General features: G+C 33.4%; 21 protein-coding genes and 2 pseudogenes. 14 read left to right on the forward strand and 9 right to left on the reverse strand.

The window, feature by feature from the left end; genetic code table 11:
* Nucleotides 1–7 precede the first annotated feature (7 nt).
* Nucleotides 8–841, forward strand: a complete 834-nt coding sequence (locus tag AC0ONG_RS07155) for a hypothetical protein (protein WP_016077893.1) — start codon at nt 8–10, stop codon at nt 839–841.
* Nucleotides 842–1,126: 285 nt separating this feature from the next.
* Here the strand turns inward: AC0ONG_RS07155 and AC0ONG_RS07160 are convergent, their stop codons facing one another.
* Nucleotides 1,127–2,575 carry a serine hydrolase domain-containing protein gene (locus tag AC0ONG_RS07160; protein WP_474203545.1) on the reverse strand — a complete coding sequence of 483 codons (1,449 nt, stop codon included), beginning with the start codon at nt 2,573–2,575 and terminating at the stop codon, nt 1,127–1,129.
* A 267-nt stretch (nt 2,576–2,842) separates the two neighbouring features.
* Nucleotides 2,843–3,289, reverse strand: a complete 447-nt coding sequence (locus AC0ONG_RS07165; protein WP_000214590.1) for a YfmQ family protein — start codon at nt 3,287–3,289, stop codon at nt 2,843–2,845.
* A gap of 40 nt (nt 3,290–3,329) precedes the next feature.
* On the opposite strand from AC0ONG_RS07165, the gene AC0ONG_RS07170 reads away from it, so the two are divergent.
* The 6 genes from AC0ONG_RS07170 to AC0ONG_RS07195 all read left to right on the forward strand — a co-directional run bounded on the left by AC0ONG_RS07170 (nt 3,330) and on the right by AC0ONG_RS07195 (nt 6,891).
* Nucleotides 3,330–3,446 carry a hypothetical protein gene (locus AC0ONG_RS07170; protein WP_002011946.1) on the forward strand — a complete coding sequence of 39 codons (117 nt, stop codon included), beginning with the start codon at nt 3,330–3,332 and terminating at the stop codon, nt 3,444–3,446.
* Between the two features lie 65 nt (nt 3,447–3,511).
* The gene (locus AC0ONG_RS07175; protein ID WP_000108702.1) at nt 3,512–3,673 is read left to right on the forward strand and encodes a hypothetical protein; all 162 of its coding nucleotides are present in this window, start codon (nt 3,512–3,514) and stop codon (nt 3,671–3,673) included.
* A gap of 239 nt (nt 3,674–3,912) precedes the next feature.
* Nucleotides 3,913–5,004, forward strand: coding sequence for a serine hydrolase (locus tag AC0ONG_RS07180; protein ID WP_016077891.1), 1,092 nt, complete (start codon nt 3,913–3,915; stop codon nt 5,002–5,004).
* A gap of 68 nt (nt 5,005–5,072) precedes the next feature.
* Nucleotides 5,073–5,702: a DUF3885 domain-containing protein gene (locus AC0ONG_RS07185; RefSeq protein WP_000894372.1), complete on the forward strand. Its 630-nt coding sequence runs from the start codon at nt 5,073–5,075 to the stop codon at nt 5,700–5,702.
* Nucleotides 5,703–5,854: 152 nt separating this feature from the next.
* Nucleotides 5,855–6,430 (forward strand): histidine phosphatase family protein, encoded by a 576-nt coding sequence (locus AC0ONG_RS07190; RefSeq protein WP_000208260.1) that lies wholly within the window; start codon nt 5,855–5,857, stop codon nt 6,428–6,430.
* Nucleotides 6,431–6,519: 89 nt separating this feature from the next.
* Entirely contained in the window at nt 6,520–6,891 is a 372-nt protein-coding gene (locus tag AC0ONG_RS07195; RefSeq protein WP_000461779.1) for a hypothetical protein, read from the forward strand.
* A gap of 21 nt (nt 6,892–6,912) precedes the next feature.
* Here the strand turns inward: AC0ONG_RS07195 and AC0ONG_RS07200 are convergent, their stop codons facing one another.
* The 3 genes from AC0ONG_RS07200 to AC0ONG_RS07210 are packed head-to-tail and all read right to left on the reverse strand — an operon-like array spanning nt 6,913 to nt 8,529.
* Nucleotides 6,913–7,845 carry an alpha/beta fold hydrolase gene (locus tag AC0ONG_RS07200; RefSeq protein WP_002083200.1) on the reverse strand — a complete coding sequence of 311 codons (933 nt, stop codon included), beginning with the start codon at nt 7,843–7,845 and terminating at the stop codon, nt 6,913–6,915.
* Nucleotides 7,806–8,135 carry a DUF3147 family protein gene (locus tag AC0ONG_RS07205; RefSeq protein ID WP_000545623.1) on the reverse strand — a complete coding sequence of 110 codons (330 nt, stop codon included), beginning with the start codon at nt 8,133–8,135 and terminating at the stop codon, nt 7,806–7,808. The genes AC0ONG_RS07200 and AC0ONG_RS07205 overlap by 40 nt, the downstream gene beginning before the upstream one ends.
* The gene (locus AC0ONG_RS07210) at nt 8,119–8,529 is read right to left on the reverse strand and encodes a MarR family winged helix-turn-helix transcriptional regulator (protein ID WP_001059787.1); all 411 of its coding nucleotides are present in this window, start codon (nt 8,527–8,529) and stop codon (nt 8,119–8,121) included. Before AC0ONG_RS07210 ends, AC0ONG_RS07205 begins: the two co-directional genes overlap by 17 nt.
* A gap of 121 nt (nt 8,530–8,650) precedes the next feature.
* On the opposite strand from AC0ONG_RS07210, the gene AC0ONG_RS07215 reads away from it, so the two are divergent.
* Nucleotides 8,651–9,478 (forward strand): PP2C family serine/threonine-protein phosphatase, encoded by an 828-nt coding sequence (locus tag AC0ONG_RS07215; RefSeq protein WP_002083203.1) that lies wholly within the window; start codon nt 8,651–8,653, stop codon nt 9,476–9,478.
* A 42-nt stretch (nt 9,479–9,520) separates the two neighbouring features.
* On the opposite strand, the gene asnB is transcribed toward AC0ONG_RS07215, so the two are convergent.
* Nucleotides 9,521–11,344: an asparagine synthase (glutamine-hydrolyzing) gene (gene asnB / locus AC0ONG_RS07220; RefSeq protein ID WP_033668884.1), complete on the reverse strand. Its 1,824-nt coding sequence runs from the start codon at nt 11,342–11,344 to the stop codon at nt 9,521–9,523.
* Between the two features lie 261 nt (nt 11,345–11,605).
* Here asnB and AC0ONG_RS07225 point away from each other — a divergent pair, with 261 nt between their 5' ends.
* Nucleotides 11,606–12,172, forward strand: a complete 567-nt coding sequence (locus tag AC0ONG_RS07225; protein ID WP_000840029.1) for a sigma-70 family RNA polymerase sigma factor — start codon at nt 11,606–11,608, stop codon at nt 12,170–12,172.
* Nucleotides 12,169–13,275, forward strand: coding sequence for a DUF4179 domain-containing protein (locus AC0ONG_RS07230; protein WP_000653118.1), 1,107 nt, complete (start codon nt 12,169–12,171; stop codon nt 13,273–13,275). The genes AC0ONG_RS07225 and AC0ONG_RS07230 overlap by 4 nt, the downstream gene beginning before the upstream one ends.
* A gap of 41 nt (nt 13,276–13,316) precedes the next feature.
* Here the strand turns inward: AC0ONG_RS07230 and AC0ONG_RS07235 are convergent, their stop codons facing one another.
* The gene (locus AC0ONG_RS07235; protein WP_000825316.1) at nt 13,317–14,390 is read right to left on the reverse strand and encodes a WD40/YVTN/BNR-like repeat-containing protein; all 1,074 of its coding nucleotides are present in this window, start codon (nt 14,388–14,390) and stop codon (nt 13,317–13,319) included.
* A 211-nt stretch (nt 14,391–14,601) separates the two neighbouring features.
* Here AC0ONG_RS07235 and AC0ONG_RS07240 point away from each other — a divergent pair, with 211 nt between their 5' ends.
* A complete protein-coding gene (locus AC0ONG_RS07240) occupies nt 14,602–15,501 on the forward strand; it encodes a cation diffusion facilitator family transporter (RefSeq protein WP_000510030.1) in 900 nt (299 codons plus the stop codon).
* Nucleotides 15,502–15,694: 193 nt separating this feature from the next.
* Complete coding sequence (fbpA, locus tag AC0ONG_RS07245; RefSeq protein ID WP_000098300.1) at nt 15,695–15,865, forward strand: Fur-regulated basic protein FbpA; 171 nt, start codon at nt 15,695–15,697, stop codon at nt 15,863–15,865.
* Between the two features lie 73 nt (nt 15,866–15,938).
* Here fbpA and AC0ONG_RS07250 read toward each other — a convergent pair.
* Nucleotides 15,939–16,037 (reverse strand): annotated as a pseudogene (locus AC0ONG_RS07250) (GntR family transcriptional regulator); the annotation flags it as partial.
* Between the two features lie 8 nt (nt 16,038–16,045).
* Here AC0ONG_RS07250 and AC0ONG_RS07255 point away from each other — a divergent pair.
* Nucleotides 16,046–16,276: a DUF3784 domain-containing protein gene (locus AC0ONG_RS07255; RefSeq protein WP_102981840.1), complete on the forward strand. Its 231-nt coding sequence runs from the start codon at nt 16,046–16,048 to the stop codon at nt 16,274–16,276.
* Between the two features lie 35 nt (nt 16,277–16,311).
* Here the strand turns inward: AC0ONG_RS07255 and AC0ONG_RS07260 are convergent.
* A pseudogene (locus AC0ONG_RS07260) lies at nt 16,312–17,499 on the reverse strand (GTP-binding protein).
* A gap of 168 nt (nt 17,500–17,667) precedes the next feature.
* On the opposite strand from AC0ONG_RS07260, the gene AC0ONG_RS07265 reads away from it, so the two are divergent.
* Nucleotides 17,668–18,660, forward strand: a complete 993-nt coding sequence (locus AC0ONG_RS07265) for a permease (protein WP_003277678.1) — start codon at nt 17,668–17,670, stop codon at nt 18,658–18,660.
* The last annotated feature ends 4 nt before the right edge of the window (nt 18,661–18,664 follow it).

Genomic DNA, 18,664 nt, shown 5'->3' on the forward strand with positions numbered 1-18,664 from the left:
TAGGTATATGAAAAAAGTATTTGTATTCGTAAGTATTTTCTTTTGTTGTTTTCTTTATAACGTTAAGGAAGGGTTTGCTGCTAGTCCAATGAAACCTAGTTTTGAAGTAAAGTTATTATTGAAGCCAGAACAAGTATTAGGTTATAACAAAGAGATGAAGCAAGAGGTGCTAGAACATTTCCAGGCTGGTACAAAATATGAAAGAATACAAGTACAATTTTTAGATACTGCAAATAAAAGTTTAAGTGATGAAGGTTGGTTTGCTAGAATTCGAAAGAAAGAATTTAGTAAAGATTTTGAACTAACATATAAAAAAAGATATCCTATTCAAAATGGTGTAATTCAAGATGCACTAGAAGTAGCTAAAAAAGAAGGATTCGATAGTAATACGGATAGTTATGAGGCGGAAATAGATTGGGGATTTGAGAAGAAAACATTAAGCATTTCAAATAAGAAAAGCTACAGTGCTAAAGGATATGGGATACTTGATTTACCAAATGAACAAGCTGCTCAAAACATGTTAATAGAAAAATTACCAGGGAAAATGAACAAATGGTTGTATACAAATTGGGGAGAAGAGATGTTAAAGAATTCCCGTATTTACGGTCCTGTATTAATGAAGCGATATACAGGAGAGTTTGAAAACATAAAAGCAAATATTGAAATTTGGCCATTAAGTAATACTGGGAAATTAGAAGATGACTTCGTAATAGAAGTGTCATTTAAAACAAATGAAGAAAGTATTGCGACAAAACAAAGGGAATTATTAATGGCGAGTTTAGAGAAAAAAGGCTGGTTGTTACCGAAAGATAGTTTGAAGACAGAGCTTATTTTTCAGTAAATAGTAAAAAGGAATCCATATGCCATGGATTCCTTTTTATATATGAGTATTAAGCTAAATCATGTACAGAGATAATAAAGTTGTTTAATTTACAATAAAGTCATTTAAAAAATAATATAGTTGTTTAAAAATCCTTCTTCTACTAACGAGGCAGGTTAGTGGAAGAAATAGCAAGTGGGTTTAACTAGGAGAAGTGTCGATGACATTAAAGAAGACACCGAGGTGTCTTCTGTTTTTTAAATTAAAAATATCGATAAATTAGGATTTATTTACTTAACATTATACTTATTTTCGGACCGAGGCATCTAATCGGTGAGTATATACAAACCAAGTAATGCTTGCTGTTAATAATGTTGACGAAATTAAAGCTGTAAGAACACTATATGTTTGCCAAATAAGTATCGTTGACCAATCGAAGGCAAAAAACATTATACACTGGGCAATCGTAGCGATTAGGAAAATAATTGTTACGATTGTTCTCTTTTTTGTCATTGGCTGCTGCTCATTCGTTTTCCTTTTTCTTAATCCTAAGAAAAATAACAGAACGGCTAATAGGCAAAGAATAATTGTGGTAGACGACAAAATGATGTCCAAAAGCTGTGTGCCGCTTATCTCATATGACTGAGTTAGATTGCCGTTTAATATATTTTTAACTTTTAGTACCAGGTTTATATTGGTATTTGCGCCGTTGCTCAGTAAGCAGATGGCTGTTCTTTCATTTGGCAGTATGGCTACTTCGGTACTAAAATTTGGATTACCCCCAGTGTGTTCTATAAACGTTTGTTCGGCGTTTACCGACCAACCTGCCGCATAATACATATCATTGACAGCCGAAACAGACATATCACCCCTATGTGATTTTTCGATAGCCCTGTGAAATATTTCGGGTATGTCCTGCACAATACCCATCTGTATGCCCATCCAACGCGCCATATCTTTTGTATTAGAAATGATATAGCCGGCAGGTTTATTCCCAGCATAATCCGGAGCGTTAAATGGAGTTGTTATAAAAAAGGAAGAACGGTAGCCCTGTGCTAACTGTCCAGTGGCTTGAGCATCTTCTTTATAAACATACGTCTGGTGAAGACCTAAGGGTATAAATACCTGTTCCTTCATAAAGTCTTCATAGCTTTGTCGTGATACAATCTCAATAACCAAACCCAATACGTCATAATTAACGGTTCCATAGTTATATTGTTCACCGGGAGAGAACGCCAATTCTGCATCTACCAGCTTTTCCACGGTCTTTTGCAACATATCAGGCGTATTACCTTGTGGAATATTTTGAATATATCTAATATTTGTTAGGCCGCTGGTATGGTGAAGAAAGTTATTTAGTGTAAGGTTTTGCATATCAACAGGTTTACCTTGATACTTTAACGTAAACCAAGGTAAATATTTTTGGATAGGGTCAGTCATTGATAGCAGCCCTTGCTCTTCCAATAGCAAAATCCCCATACCAGTAAAAGCTTTACTCACCGAGGCCAACTCATAGAGTGTATTTTCACTTGCAGACAATCCCTTTTCAAGATCCGCATACCCAGAAGAAAAGTAGAACACTTCACCATCAGCAAGTATTGAGATTGACATTCCAGGCACACCTGATGTACGACGGGCATCATCTAGCAATGCTTGTATTGCCTCAGATTTCGAATCTGACAACGCATAACTTTGTGTTGCGAATCCTGGGAATAATATAAATATAGTTAATACAAAAACAATAGTCTTTTTCATACACTCTCCTTTTGAAGAATTATAAGGATATAAATAACTTATTTTTATAACTATAAACTAAATTCTAATTTATCTTTCTATTTACCTATATAATATGAAATAATTGTGAAGAGTTACACTTAAACTAACGGGGGCGTTAGTTCAATAAGAAGTAAACAACTGTATTATTCATTTTTTAAGCATTACATAAGCAGATGGATATAATTTGAAACAACTTTAAAGAGGCTTGCTGCATATAGAATGTAGTAAGCCTCTTATCTTTTTTAGTCAAAATTCAATAACTTTATTATCACTATACAAATCAGCTGACACGAACATATCACTATTTTGAAGATTTTTAGAGCGTAAACTATAAGCAACTACCTTCTTTTTATATTGTTTTACAACATCAACATGCTCTTCATGACTGTAAATATAAAATGTGAAATCTTTTTTACCACGTTTTGCATTGATAATTAAAGGAGTGCCTTCATTATGGGGTGGTGCATAATAGCGATCTAAAAATAAACCTTCGTTAAAATCATGAATAATTTTTGATTTCTGTTCGCCTTCTACGTTATTTCCGTGAATTGTAATAGTCACATTCTCTTCTTCAAGTTTTGGATGTGTTTCGTACTTGCTAATAATGGATTCAATAACAGTGTTAGGAAGGCTAGAAACGATAATTTTAAATGCCCCAAATACAACTAACATTACAATAAACCAAGTCGTCATAGTAATCATCCCCTTTATTCTATTTAATAATATAACTCATATGGTAATAGTACATATGGTGAAGTTTTGTATAATTTGTGAAAAATATGCCATTTTTACGAATGAAATATTAGAAAAATCAATTTTGTTACAAAAAGTTGAAATTGAAGTATTTTAAAAGAAAAAGGTTTATAATAAAAATATAACTAATAACCACATTACTAATTATAAGGAAGTGTAACTATGAGTACTGTAGCAATCGTATATGGTATTATTCTTTCCACAATTATTGTTTTGTTTTTTGTTGGGGTTTCACGTTATATTCATAAATGGAAAGAAAGCGTTGCGAAATTAAATCACATTGAAGAAGAACTTAGTGATTTAATGTTACATCATGGTAAATAAAAAGATAATTTTTTAACGAAACAATGTGAAGAATATCACAAAACATGCTCTCATCATGAAAGCATGTTTTTTTGTTATGTGAATGTTAGACATATTCATGAGATTTTTTTCGTGCAATACAGTGTGAAATAAAATAATAATTCTTTATGTGTAGGAAGAGTTATTCTATTTTGTATAATTTTGTAATTTAGTTCGGTATAATTATGATATAGAAGGAAATTTGTTAGAGGAGGTACATTGTGAACATATTAAAGATTATAGGAATTGTTGCAGGAGTGATCATAGTAGCAGTTATAGTTTTCTTTGTCATAATGAAGTATTATTTGTCAAAAAAAGATTCTGATTACGTATTAACGTATATAAAAGAACATAAAGACGATGAGACATGTTCATTACTGATTAGAAAAAATGGTGAGGTATTAACATCTATAAATGAAAATAAAAAATTGCCATTAGCGAGTACGGCAAAAATCGTAATAGCAGTTGAATTTGCTAAGCAAGTGTCAGAAGGAAAAATAAGTCGAGATGAACAAATTTCATTGCAGGAGCTAGAAAAATATTACGTTAAAAATACTGATGGTGGAGCGCATCCTACCTGGTTAGAAGATGCCAAAGTGAGAGAATTAGTGAAAAATAGACAAATCGCTTTAGAAGAAGTCGCTAAAGGAATGATTCATTATAGTTCTAATGCAAATACAACATATTTGTTAGATAAGCTTGGAATAGAAAGAGTAAATGAAAGTATAAAAGAGTTAGAGCTTACTAGTCATGATAAGTTCACTTCTTATACGGCTGCACTATATATGAGAGGATACGTAGAAAAAGAACTTCATGTGCCAGAAAATCAGTCATTAAAAACGTTACGTAACATGTCAAAAGATGAGTATAATAAACATGTGTTACAAATTCATGAATGGATGAAAGATGAAGAAGAATGGAAAAAACGTGAAATTCCATTAAAGGTAGATATGGAATTTCAGCGAATTTGGTCAGATCGATTAGTGAGTGCAAACGCTAAAGATTATATGAGTATAATGGAAAAAATAAATAGTAGAAATTATTTTCCTAAATTAATGCAAGAAGAAATCGAGAATATTTTCAAAGGAACAGTTAATAATAGTAAGTTAGAATTTGCGGGGCAAAAAGGTGGATCTACCGCATTCGTATTGACCAAAAGTTTGTATAGTACAGATAAGAAAGGTAATAAGATAGAAGCTGTCATTATGTTTAACGATATAGAAAATCAAGCTGTATATCAAAAGCTGAGAAATAATATAAATTATTTTATTCAAGATGCTATAACAGATGAAGAGTTTAGAAATAAATTATAATGAAATAATTTTATTATGTAAACAACATGCTATTAAAGGTAGGTATTGAGATGAGGTTGAATGAGTATATGCTTGAAACGTTTCCGAATTTAGAACTTAGACCACCTCTATTTTATAATTGGGATATTGGTATTCGTTTTAGATTAGGTGTGGACTATGATTGTAATAACATTTATGAAAATTGTCTATATTTAGAAGGCGTTTATAAAAGGACGATTACTTTATTTCAGTCTTTACATTCAACAAAAGATGATATTTATATTGTAGTGGATGTAAATGACCATGCAAACGGTGAAACTTTCAAACAGAAATTGAATATCTTTTCTAAGTATGTCAAAGAGAAGTCCGATTTGTTTAAGTTACAGAAAAATACAATCCCTTATGTTTTTCCAGATGAAGATGAAGATGGAGCATATAAAACACATAGATATACTTTGAAATGTGAAATCTCTGACTTTACATACATTCCTATGCTAAAAGCAATTTGTAATCAAGATATGGGAATAAAACCGAGTATTTTTCATAGGGTGTATTTTATAAATGTTAACAAGAATACTATATTTCACGTTTATGATGATAGAGGTTGTGATGTATTAGCTATCTCTCCTGATACAATTAGGGATATTTATAATACATATAATGATTGGATATTAGAATACGATAGAAATAAAATTGATAAAGTATTTAATTGGATGTAGTCTATTTTAATTGAGGGAAATACCATATGAGGTGTTTCCCTTTTATTAATATGAAAATCAACATTTAAATTTGACAGTACTTATAATAAAGGTAAAGGGATTTGATGGTAATGTATTGAATTTGGATAAAAACGGAAAAGGGAGATGAATAAATGACGACAATCTATTTCGTTCGCCATGCCCACTCTACATATACAAAAGAAGAAAGGGAACGACCTTTATCTGAAAAAGGGCACTGTGATGCAGAGAATGTAACGCATTTATTAAAAGATAAACATATTGATGTTGTTATTTCTAGTCCGTACAAAAGAGCGATCCAAACTGTACAAGGAATTGCGAATACATATAAATTATTAATACAAACAGAAGAAGATTTGCGTGAAAGATTATTGAGTACAGAGCCAGTAGCAGATTTTAATGTTGCTATGCAGAATGTGTGGAAAGATTGGAGTTTTGCATACGAAGGCGGAGAATCGAGTGATGTCGCACAAAGGCGCGCTGTAATATGTATGCAAAATATATTAAAACAATATGAAGGTAAGAACATTGTAATAGGTACGCATGGGAATATTATGGTATTACTAATGAATTATTTTAATTCGAAATATGATTTTGAGTTTTGGAAAACACTTCATATGCCTGATGTGTATAAATTAAATTTTGATAAAAATCGCTTCATTTCTGCTGAAAGAATAGAGAAAACAGGTCATCGGTTAAATATTTTGTAAAAGTTTATCAAAAAAAGAGGAAACAGAGAAGTTATTGTAGAAGTATGACTTTGTAACATAAAAAATATATGTTAAAGGAGGCTGTTTACATGTTTGAGAAAGAGAAAGAAGGGCTTATTGAAGTTCAAAACGTATATGAAATTGCACCAGAAGATGGAACAATTATTGGTATGGCAACGGAAGAAGAAATGGAAATTGCTGCTGAACTAGAGTTACAGTACTATGCTCATTCTCGTTTGTTAGAAGCAAATATTCAGTTAGACGGTTCCTCCTACAAAGAGTTACTTCAGGAGTTCCAGGAGTACGAAAGAAAATCAATGAGCTTTTGGCGAGCGATACATAAACGTTTAGCTGTGCCATGGGCGTGGGTACTACGTATTGATGTTGCGAATGGCCCTATATATGTAAGTAATGGTAGTTCATATTACGAAGAAATCGATGATGAAGAAGATTATGAATAGAAGATAAGTAAGGAAGCAGCTTTAGTTGCTTCCTTTTTTGATTTGTAAGAAATGAATTGCTTCAATAATAATATCTGGTCGATCATTTTCTATACCGTGACTAGCATGTTGGGCAAGAATATAGTGGCTGTTAGTTGAGAGGTGTAATTGTTCATGAATTAGTTCTTGCCACATTGCTTCAAGTTGTGTTGCTTCCTCTTTTGGCATGCCACCATTAGTCAATTGAGTAATAGAATATTGAGGATCTCTACCGATAACGATTAATGGTATTTCTAATGTTTTACATAGCTCTTTTAGTGAGAGAGCACAGTTTTTCCACTCAGATAGTTCAGAAGCTGTCGCTTTATATAATGAGGCGGAGGTAGAGAATTCAATTTGCTGTTTTGATTGATTGGCGAGCATAGATTTTAGTTCATTATAAAGTGTGTCTACATCCATTTTGGAATACATATTATATTTTTGAAACCAAACATCATCAGAATCAGTTTGATCAGAAATTGGTAAATGAAGTTCATCTAAACGGTGTAAGTTCATCGAAGTAGAATCAACTAAAATAAGTGCTTGCAGCTTATCTTCATGTAACATCGCAAAATGTTGTGCACATAATCCTCCGTAGGAATGACCGATTAGAATAAATGGCTCTTGAATAGCTAGTTTGTTTAGTAACATATGTAGCTCTTTTGTAACTTGCCTTATTGTACGCGGCTGATGGCCTACATCACTTTTTCCGTAACCTGGGCGATGGTATGAAACGACTGTAAAGTACTCTGAAAGCTTTTCTATAATAGGAAACCAATCATAAAATGAGCAACTCATTCCGGTTTGAATGACTACAGTTTGTTTACCACTTCCTTTTATATGTACTTCTATATTTTGCCCCATTATTTCTACAAATTTATGAATGTTAATTCCTCCTAAGCTTGAAATAATTTTTGACAAGCAAAAACGATACACCAAACACCTATACCGAGTAGGACAGATGTACTAAGTGTAAATGAATTTTTTAAACCAATATAGACGATAAATAATAGTAGTGCTGATGCGGGGAATCCATATAATACCCCTAAAGCAAATTGACTTAATTCTTGTTTATTCCCGCCTTCGAATGAAATCCAAAATAGACTAAGTAAACTAACGAGTGGAAGGGCAGCAATAAAGCCACCTATCGTACTGAAATGTTTAGCAACTTCAGTGATAACGCCGATAATAAGTGCCGAAACGATTACTTTAACGAGGAAATGCATATTTTGCCTCCTTCGCTAATAACGAAAATGCTTTTTCAATTAATTGTTGTTCTTCTTTTGATAACTGTGATTCTAATATTTTTATCTTTTCTTTATCCAGTAAAGTATGTTTTTCTAATACTTCAATCCCTTCAATTGTTAATGTAAGGTTTACCACTCTTTCATCTTGTTTATTTCTCTCTTTAACGATGAAGCCCTTTTGAATAAGGCGCTTTATGTGTTCAGACGCTGTGTTATGAGAAAGACTAAGCTCAGTAGCGACTTTTCCAATTGTTATATCTTTCTCACGAGAAACGATTTGTAAAATACGAATTGCTTGGTGGGAAAGGTTGTCCTCGTATTCGTATCGTAAGTGATAATAAATGCTCTCCCAATGTTGATTAATGTTGTTCATAATAATAAATCCCCTTTTTATATCGTATAGTAAGATATATTCGTTATTTTAGAAATAAAATCCTTTTATTTGGATAAAAAATGTTGAAAAAGTTTATTTTTATTGAAATATAAGGTAATCTATGTGTAAAGGTATACATTTAGCAAGAGAGAGGATGATAGCTGTGAATACATTCAAATGGATTAGTCATGAACAGATGTATGTAGATGAAATACATGTTGAAAAATGTGGTCCTCTTTCAGTCGGCGTATATGGGGGGAATCAAGAGAGTGATGCATATGAACGAGGAGATGCGGTGCTTGCTTGGTGGGATCCTGAATTACAATTTGAATTTGTTATGATTTTTGATACACATCACAAAACAAAAAATATAGATTATATAATAGAAGCGATTTCGGCAAGAAAAGAAAAACTAAAAGAGTTATTCTCATATCCAATACATTTAGCTTTTCATCATACACATATGTACTTATTAGCGTTATTTACAGATGAGTTATTTATTAAAAAATGTGATCAAGATGATGAGGAACTCGCTTGCTTAATTTGTTTACGAAAAGGCGAATTTTTATATTGGTTATCAGTTGGTGATTGTTTCGCGTATTTATTCCATTCTGAGAAAACGAAAAATGGAAAAGGACGATTAAATAAACGGAAAAATTACGAATATATTGGTAGGAAAAATATTTTTGCAGCAAATACACCTTGCTTTACGTCAGGTGTAAGAGGATTAGAAAAAGGAATGAATCACATTGTAATGGCAACAGATGGTATTTTAGAGTGTGACAAACGAAGGTTTGATGATGATCAATCTTTAGTAGAAATATTACACGACGGAAGTTGCTTGCAGATTGAGCCCGTATTAACAAATGTATTGCAGTGGAAAGGTAGAGATTGTGCCACGATTATTGGATGGTCTATTGATACTGATAATAAACAATGTGCTAATTAATATAAAAGGAGTTCAAGGTTTTTATCCTTGAACTCTTTTTTGTTAAGCAATATGAATATGATATGTTTTCAACCATTCATTTACTTGTAGCATATACTCCATGGCACTTCTTGCCTCAAAATTGTTAATCTCTTTATTACTTTGATCAGCAATTGAAAGTAAGATGGAATGGTTAATAAGTGAGAAAATAGGATTGTTTTTATTGCTACACATATCAAGTGTTAAATTACGGATTGTTTTTAAGTAGTGTGGATCTTGTGAAGTTGGATAAGCGCTTTTTCTTCTATTGCGTACATCGTCAGGTAAAGCTGGATGTAGTGCTCTACGTAAAATGCCTTTTTCAATATTATCAATACTTTTTATGTTGAAAGGAACATTCCATAAATATTCAACTAATCTATAATCGCAAAACGGTACACGAACTTCAAAACCAACAGCCATACTCATACGATCTTTACGGTCAAGTAAGAAAGGAAGGAATCTCGTTAAAAATAAATAAAACATTTGGCGTTGTTTCGCGGATTTTTTACTTTCCCCTTCAAGAGTAGGTACTTCATGAACAGCTTCATGGAATCTTTTATTGATATAATGTTCAGGATTACATTGCTTTGTTACTTCGTTTAATAATAGAGAAGATGTGTTTTTCCAGTTTGTTAACCATGGAAACTTATCTACATAAAGTAGTTCTTCTTGATGAAACCAAGGATATCCCCCGAATACTTCATCAGCCGATTCACCAGATAAAGCTACGGTTGCATCTTTTTTCATTTCGCAAAATAGTAAATATAGTGAAGTTTCCATTTCGCCTGCACTTGGCAAATCTTTCGCATGGAGGGGAACGAATAAGTGATTTGCTAATTCTTCAGCATTCACAATAATGTCATGATGCGATGTCCCTACATGTTCGGAAACACGTTTTACCCAAGGAGCGTCTAAGCCAGTGCGAGCAAATGTCAGCTCGAAATCTTTGGCGCTATTTAAAAAGTCGATTGAATACGTGTGAAGTGTTTCGTGCTCCTCTGCAAATTCTTTACCTGCAAGTGCAGTAATACCGCTAGAGTCTAATCCGCCTGATAACATACAAACGAGAGGAACATCGGCAATTAATTGTCTTTTTACTGTATCTTGTAAAATAGATAAAATATGCGAAGATGTATCTTCTATAGAGTCTGTATGGATCTTACTTTCTAAATTCCAATACTTCGTAACTACTTTTTTATGACGTGTAAATGTTATAGAATGTCCAGCACGTACTTCTTGAATATGCTTAAACACACCACATCCTGGAGTGCGAAATAAGCCTAATCCAAATATTTCATTTATTCCATCCGCATCAATTTCAGCAGGGACAGATGGATGCGCTAATAATGCTTTAATTTCAGAGCCGAAAATAATACTGCCATTTCTTTCTGTAAAAAAGAGCGGTTTTACACCTAAATGATCTCGTGCTAAAAACAATTGTTGCTTCTGTTCATCCCATAATGCAAAAGCGAAAATTCCGTTTAAATGTCGTACGCAGTCTTCTTTCCATTCTAAATAAGCATGTAGTAATACTTCTGTATCTGAATGGGTTTCAAATGTATGACCACATTTTTGAAGTTGCTCTCTCAGTTCACGGAAATTATAAATTTCTCCATTATAAGTAAGAGCATACGTATAATCACCAGCACGAAATGTCTGCGGCTGCGTCCCGCCTTCTGGATCAATAACAATTAAACGTCGGTGTGCAAAGGCCGCGCGAGGTGAAAACCAAAATCCTTCAGCATCAGGACCACGATGCTGGATACTATTTGCCATCTTTTCTAAAATAACATGTTCATTGGAGAGATCCTTATTCCAATTTACCCAACCTGTAATTCCACACATACACATCTCATCTCCTAATTTTAAAAATATATTAATGAAATAAAATGTACACCAAATTAAAGAATGACTATATAAATAGTGTACTACATGAATTAAATTGTAGACTTGAGAAAATTTTCTTTGAACGCATAGTCATGTGAGACAATGGCTAAGGGGAAGTATTCCATTACATACAAAAAATAAAAAAGATGAGAGAAAAAATTTCTTCAGACGTTATATAGGGTGTAAAAGCTTTTACAAAACAATAAGGGGAATCGCTACATGAAATCAAATGAGAAAAATTTTATAAAAAGATTACAGCGGCAAAAAGAAGGCGCGTTAGAATTTGTTGTCGATACATACTTACCACTCATAAAGGGGATCACGCATAAAGTTCTACTTCCAATTCAAAATGATGGACTCATAGAGGAATGTATAAACGATATATTTCTTTCCATTTGGAATAACGCAAATAAATTCCATGGAGAGCCGAGTGATTTTAAAAAGTGGATTGCAGCGATTGCAAAGTTTAAAGCAATTGATTATTACCGAAAAGCGACTAAAAAAGTAGAAATTATTTCAGATGAGTTTCATATCAGTACAGAAAAATCAGCAGAAGACGAATTAATCGTTATGGAAGATAGGGAAGAATTATTGAAGCTCATTAATCAATTAGAACCGTTAGATCAAAAGGTATTCATTATGAAATATTTACTTGGTATGAAGACAGAGGAAATAGGTGACAAGTTAGGATTAACTCGGGCAGCAATTGATAATCGAGTGTACCGGGGGAAAAAGAAACTACAACAAAATGCTACGAAAATTAGTTTTGGAGGTAGTGCAATATGAAAGACATTTATGAACTATTAAATGATATTGATATAGATGAAAAAGAACTAGAGGAAATTGAGGCTTCTGAAATTGAAAAAGAAAAAGTGAAGCGTAATGTAAAACAATCGATACGTACGAAGAAAAAGATGAAAAGTTGGAAAAAAGGTGTCGCTGCTGCATCTATTTTAGTAGGATTATCAGTTGCAACACTTGGTATTGGTTTTCCAACCTATGCTGGAGGTCTTCCTATAGTAGGAGATATATTCCGATTTTTAGATAATGGTAGAACAGGGCTACATGAAAATTATAAAGAGTTTTCGACTGAATTGAATATGACGAGAGAGAGTAATGGGGTTAAGGTTACAATTAATGATGCTGTGTTTGATGGGAGAACTGTAACGATAACGTATTCTATCGAAAGTGAAAAAGATTTAGGAGAGCATCCGAGCATATTTGGTTCCCCGCAAGTAAGCATGTCTAATGGTGCGGCTGGAAGTTCTAAAACTACGAAAGTAGGAGATAAAAAATATGTAGGTATGACTACAACAAGTGATCTTGGTAGTAAAAGAATGGACGTTGCAAATGTTAGATGGAATATGGAATCAATTAATATGTACGAAGAAAAAAAATCAATAAAAGGGAATTGGAATTTTGCTCTTACTTTAAAGGCGATGGATAGTAAGGATATAAAAGTTAATGGGATTTCCGAAAAAGAAGGTATAAAAGTAAATATAGACAAAATGGAAGTAACACCTATGTCATTTATCGTTTTTTATAATCAGGAAGAATCTAAGGCATTAAGGCGCATATGGGATAGTGCAGATGTTGAGCTAGAAATAAAAGATGATTTAGGAAATCAATACGCTGGTGAAGGAAATGGCGGAACGGGTACAGTAGCAGAACCACATAAAAGTAGTTGGAGTACTACATTCCAAAAATTGAATAAAAATGCTACAAAGCTTATCGTTACGCCTCATGTGAATTTGCGAGTGCATACACCTGAAAATCATGGTGGAGTGGAGTATGTGAATGGAAAAGAGAAGAAAATTGAAGTGCCGAAAAAAGAAGCGAAGAGTAAAGATATTGTTCTAGATGATATCGTAATTGATTTAAAGAAATAGAAGAGAGACTGCCTAAAAACATTAGGCAGTCTCTCTTTTCGCTAAAAACTAGTTACGAGTAACGCATGTGGATGCTGCGTTTTATACTCATCTTTCCACGGAATGTTTAGTTGTTCCCACGATTCGCCGCTATCATTGGATTGAAACACGCCGTTGTTATTTAACGTGTAAAACGTATGTGGTTCTGCCTTGTTTGTCGCAAACATCGAAATGACTGTACCGATTGCGGATGGTAGTCCTTGTTGTACTTGCTGGAAAGGAGTATCTTTCGTTTTTCGATAAATATAAGATTCATAAGGAATATGGTGATGAGCGAGATCAGCACTCGGTGCAGCTGAAACGAGAATCGTATTGCAATCAGCGGGATCGATAGCCATGCTGTATAAATAATGATGTTCAAGTCCTTCACTGCATGAGATCCAGCTGTTTCCATTGTTATAACTTTCAAGATATGCACGATCAGGTCCGCCCATAAATCCGTCACCACATGATGCATAAAGGCGATTTGGTGCTTCAGGGTGCATAAGTAATTGATGAGCATCGATAGGGGCACCGAATTTTTTATCGATCCATGTATGCCCTTTATCATTACTTTGAATAACAGCACCAGCTTCGATTGAAACGTGTATTGTATTAGGGTTGTTTGGATCAACTGTAATCCAGCGTACGTGATGGGTAAAAGGTCTAGGCGGAAATGCCCACGTATAAGAAGATAATAATGATTTCATATTTTTAAGTTCAGTCCACGTTTCACCACCATTTTCAGAGCGGAATAAAGCGCTCGGTTCTGTGCCAACATAAACGACACCATATCCGTTAACTTGTTCATTTGAGCTTATTGTTATGGAAGTGATAGAGGAGTGCAAAATACCATCTTCTTTAGGAAAATCAAAGTAACGATAAGAATCTCCAATTGGTCTCCATGAATCCCCGCTATCGTCACTTAACCATAGACCTCGTCCAAATGTTCCGCAATATACACGATTTTTTTGAAATGGATCAACAGCGATACAGGTAGGTTGCATATTTTGTAAGTGGTAAGTCGTTTCATAGTCATCATATTGTTCTTTCACTACAACAAGTTCACGTTCCATACAGAGAAATAAACGTTTCATTTTAGTAACCTCCTTAAAAATTCTTTCATTAGTAAACAATATGAAAATAAAAAAGAAGTAGTCTTGTTTTATTTGAGAAAAAGGGATTGTTTAAAAAGAAGCGAAGTGTGTATACAGAGGAAGCGGGCGTTTACAATCAGTCAATTCGGGATAAAGATGGGGAGTTTGTTTCATACTAACATACAGATATTGTACTTAAAGGAGTATTCGTATGGGACATTCGCATGATCATGGTCATTCAAAAAATAAAAAGGCGTTACTAATTGCCTTCCTACTAACAACAAGTTTTATGATTGCAGAAGTTGTTGGTGGATTTGTAACAAATAGCTTAGCACTATTATCTGACGCGGGGCATATGTTAAGTGATGCGGTATCTTTAGCCTTAAGTTTACTTGCGTTTAAGCTCGGAGAAAAAACAGCAACAACTGCGAAAACATATGGATATAAGCGAGTCGAAATGTTAGCAGCATTATGTAACGGTGTCGTTCTTATTGTCATTTCGGTATACATTTTTATTGAAGCAATCCGCCGTTTTAAAGAACCAGTTGAGATTGCTAGTAATGGGATGCTCATTATTGCTGTACTTGGTCTGCTTATTAATATTTTATCAGCTTGGATATTAATGAGAGGCGGAGATGTGAAGGGGAACTTGAATTTAAGAAGTGCTTTCCTCCACGTATTAGGCGATCTATTAGGATCAGTCGGAGCGATTATTGCAGCGCTATGTATTAAATTTTTCGGATGGACGGTTGCTGATGCGATTGCTAGTATTCTTGTGTCTATTTTAGTCATTATTAGTGGATGGCGTGTAACACGTGATACCGTCCATATATTAATGGAAGGTGCACCCCAGCACATAAATGTTGAAGAGGTAAAAAGTACATTATTAAATATTACGGTTGTAAAAGAAGTTCATGATTTGCACATATGGTCTGTCACATCTGATTTTCAAGTATTAACTTGCCATTTGATTATTAAAGGTGATGAAACGCAAAATGTATTAAAAGAGGCTACGGATGTATTAAAGGAGAAGTTTCATGTAGAACATGTCACCATTCAAGTAGAAATAGATGGTGAATTTAATCATAGTGAGACAACCTGCAAAGTATGAAAGAAAAAGGATAAGAAAATGTGTCATAACATTTTTCGCACGGCATACATATATATAATGTGGCCACAAATACTTTGTCAGGTAAATATTTCATGAAATTACTTTACTTATAAAGAGTCATCTTTTATAATCAAAAGTGGTAATTGATAAAGATTATCATTTTCAATGATCGTGGAAAGGAGTTTTTTTAAAGATGAGTAGTCAACTCCGTTTTGCTGTTGAAAATCGTAAGAGGCATTTAATTGATGAGTTAATTGGAGCAGGTGTGTTTAAAATTCGTGACCGACAATTATACGAGCTGTCTTTAGAGGAATTAGAAAAAGAGTATGAAGATATTGAGGATTACGCAAATATTCAGGCATAGCACATAGATTAGTAAATAAGGAGCTGGTTACACTTTTGTGTAGCCAGCTTTATTATTTCATAGAAATCATTTTTTATATTTCTTTCATGGGACGGAGCCAGTTTTGAGACATCATTTGTTCCATTTGTTTTTCATCTTGTTTTTGTAGCGCTTGAATAATAGGGTGCTGTTCTTTAGAGGTTGTTTTTGTTAGCAGGATATCAAGAAGAAACGTTTGTTGGAGATAAAAATAAATTAGTGAAGCTTTCAGGAGCATTTTCTTATATAGTCGGAGTTGCTACTATAATATTACCGCTTGGCTTAGAAAAAATAGGTGATGTAGTTGGTAACATATATACTATATTAATTGTTTTAGGTACAGTTGTATTTATAATTAAAGCAAACCTATTAAATAAGAGTGCTATAAAATAAAAAGGCTTCATTCTACTGAAGCCTTTTATTAATTATTATGAAGTATAAGTAAAAGCCGGAATAGGATCAATAAATGTATTCCACTTTTGTTCCATTTCCTTTTCTGTTAATAGACAATCATCTAATGATTGTTCAATCACAGAACGATTCATATCAATACCGATAAATACGAGCTCAGTTATTCGATCTCCATATCGCTCGTCCCAGTTTTTTAATACTTCTGGTTCTTCTGCAATCATTTGATTTCTTTCAGTTTCAGGTAATGCGGCTATCCATTCACCGGCTCCTTGAATTGTAATAGAGGAACCTGCTTGAGATAGAAGCCCTATCATATTATTACGAGATGCGAGCCAGAAGAATCCTTTCGCTCTTACAACATCTAAAGGCCATTTTTCTAGCCAATTCATAAGGCGCTCGGGATGGAAAGGATATTTGCGACGGTAAACAAAGGAATTGATACCGTATTCTTCCGTTTCCGGTGTATGATGTTCACTATTTAATTCTTGTATCCAGCCGGCCGATTGACTGGCTTCTTCATAATTAAATAGATTTGTGTTTAAAATTTCTTGTAATGGTACTTTGCTAAACGAAGATTTAAGAACTTTTGCATTAGGATTTAATTTTTTTAGTAAATGATGAAGCTCTATCACATCTTCTTTTTCTAGCAAATCTATTTTATTAAGAATAATTACGTTTGCAAACTCAATTTGATCTATTAATAAATCAATAACTTCCCGGGTATCATTCTCATCGATTGCTTGTTTTCACTCTAATAAACTTTCTCCATCTGCAAAATCATCCCAAAACCTATTTGCATCTACAACTGTAACCATCGTATCGAGGCGACAATTTCTCGTTAAATCAATGTTAAGAACTTCGTCTGTATAAGTAAACGTTTGAGCAACTGGAATAGGCTCACTTATACCAGAAGATTCAATAATAATATAGTCAATATCACCATTTTCAACAAGACGATCCACTTCTATCATTAAATCTTCTCGTAGTGTACAGCAGATGCAACCATTTTGAATTTCTACTAATTTCTCTTCCGTACGTGAAAAACCAGCCTTTTTTATAAGAGATGCATCAATGTTTACTTCGCTCATATCATTAACGATAACAGCTACTTTTAAGTTGTTCTTATTAGTCAAAATGTGATGTAGTAAGGTAGTTTTTCCAGATCCTAAAAACCCACTTAATACAGTGATAGGTACTTTTTTCATGAAATGATCTCCCTTTTAAATCGTAATGATTACGTTTTATATTAAACGATGGAAAAAGAAAAATCAATAATAAATCATAATGATTACGATTTGAGAATAGAAATAGACTATAAAATTTGTGCTGTAGTATGAAGCATTTGGACAAGCACATGTTTACATATAAATAAAATGGAGGCGAGAAGCTTGGTCTTTAATAGAGTTTCAAAAGAATTAGTAGGCATAGCTCTTATCGCTATGTTTCTCTTTTTATTATTTTTTGTAGATTTTACAAGTCTAGCAAATTTGCACAAAAATATACCACAGGAATGGTTGAATGTGAATACAGTATTTTTAAGTATCATTTTTGAAGCAATACCCTTTATTTTATTAGGGGTAATTGTTTCTTCATTTATTCAAGTGTTTGTGACGGAAGATATGATTCAAAAAGTAATGCCGAAATCTCCGATTGTTGCAATGATTCCAGCAGTATTTGTGGGAGTTCTTTTTCCAATGTGTGAATGTGTCATTATACCAATTGTAAGAAGGCTCATTCAAAAGGGGTTACCACTTCATGTAGGCATTGTTATTTTACTGAGTGCACCCATTATGAATCCAGTCGTTTTTTTATCTACTGTATATGCGTTTCAAAAAAATGATTATGTTGTATATGCACGCTTTGGGATAACAATTTTAGTTGCTCTATTCATAGGTCTAATTGTGTATTATTGCTATCGCCAAAGAAATGTTTTAAAAGACGTAGAGGTTTCAGTTCAAACAAGCAAAAAAAAGAGTTGGAAGGATGTTATGAATCACACTGTAGATGAGTTTTTTGATACTGGTAAGTATTTATTGATTGGTGCTTTTTTAGCAAGTGTATTTCAAACGTTTTTTGATCGGAATGTACTGGATGCAGTAGCACATAACGAAGTAATTGCCCCCTTTATTATGATGGGATTTGGTTATGTTTTATCAATTTGCTCTGCAGCCGATGCTTTTATAGCGGCATCTTTTGGACATGTTTTCTCAGTAAAGGCACTTCTCGCATTTCTTGTGTTTGGGCCGATGCTTGATATGAAAAATACGTTAATGCTATTTGCATATTTTCAAAAGAAATTTGTATTCTTTTTAATGGGAATTGTCATTGTATCTGTGTATACCATCCTGCAAATTATAATGTTATAGGAGG

This window comes from Bacillus sp. TCT6, from assembly GCF_056033845.1.

Coding starts and splice junctions, on each gene's coding strand:
- fbpA (WP_000098300.1), top strand. CDS start 15,695: ATGAGTAGTCAACTCCGTTTTGCTGTTGAAAATCGTAAGAGGCATTTA.
- AC0ONG_RS07165 (WP_000214590.1), bottom strand. CDS start 3,289: ATGACGACTTGGTTTATTGTAATGTTAGTTGTATTTGGGGCATTTAAA.
- AC0ONG_RS07205 (WP_000545623.1), bottom strand. CDS start 8,135: ATGCATTTCCTCGTTAAAGTAATCGTTTCGGCACTTATTATCGGCGTT.
- AC0ONG_RS07230 (WP_000653118.1), top strand. CDS start 12,169: ATGAAAGACATTTATGAACTATTAAATGATATTGATATAGATGAAAAA.
- AC0ONG_RS07210 (WP_001059787.1), bottom strand. CDS start 8,529: ATGAACAACATTAATCAACATTGGGAGAGCATTTATTATCACTTACGA.
- AC0ONG_RS07215 (WP_002083203.1), top strand. CDS start 8,651: ATGTGTAAAGGTATACATTTAGCAAGAGAGAGGATGATAGCTGTGAAT.
- AC0ONG_RS07190 (WP_000208260.1), top strand. CDS start 5,855: ATGACGACAATCTATTTCGTTCGCCATGCCCACTCTACATATACAAAA.
- AC0ONG_RS07175 (WP_000108702.1), top strand. CDS start 3,512: ATGAGTACTGTAGCAATCGTATATGGTATTATTCTTTCCACAATTATT.
- AC0ONG_RS07235 (WP_000825316.1), bottom strand. CDS start 14,390: ATGAAACGTTTATTTCTCTGTATGGAACGTGAACTTGTTGTAGTGAAA.
- AC0ONG_RS07265 (WP_003277678.1), top strand. CDS start 17,668: ATGGAGGCGAGAAGCTTGGTCTTTAATAGAGTTTCAAAAGAATTAGTA.
- asnB (WP_033668884.1), bottom strand. CDS start 11,344: ATGTGTGGAATTACAGGTTGGGTAAATTGGAATAAGGATCTCTCCAAT.
- AC0ONG_RS07225 (WP_000840029.1), top strand. CDS start 11,606: ATGAAATCAAATGAGAAAAATTTTATAAAAAGATTACAGCGGCAAAAA.
- AC0ONG_RS07240 (WP_000510030.1), top strand. CDS start 14,602: ATGGGACATTCGCATGATCATGGTCATTCAAAAAATAAAAAGGCGTTA.
- AC0ONG_RS07195 (WP_000461779.1), top strand. CDS start 6,520: ATGTTTGAGAAAGAGAAAGAAGGGCTTATTGAAGTTCAAAACGTATAT.
- AC0ONG_RS07155 (WP_016077893.1), top strand. CDS start 8: ATGAAAAAAGTATTTGTATTCGTAAGTATTTTCTTTTGTTGTTTTCTT.
- AC0ONG_RS07185 (WP_000894372.1), top strand. CDS start 5,073: ATGCTTGAAACGTTTCCGAATTTAGAACTTAGACCACCTCTATTTTAT.
- AC0ONG_RS07160 (WP_474203545.1), bottom strand. CDS start 2,575: ATGAAAAAGACTATTGTTTTTGTATTAACTATATTTATATTATTCCCA.
- AC0ONG_RS07170 (WP_002011946.1), top strand. CDS start 3,330: ATGGTAATAGTACATATGGTGAAGTTTTGTATAATTTGTGAAAAATAT.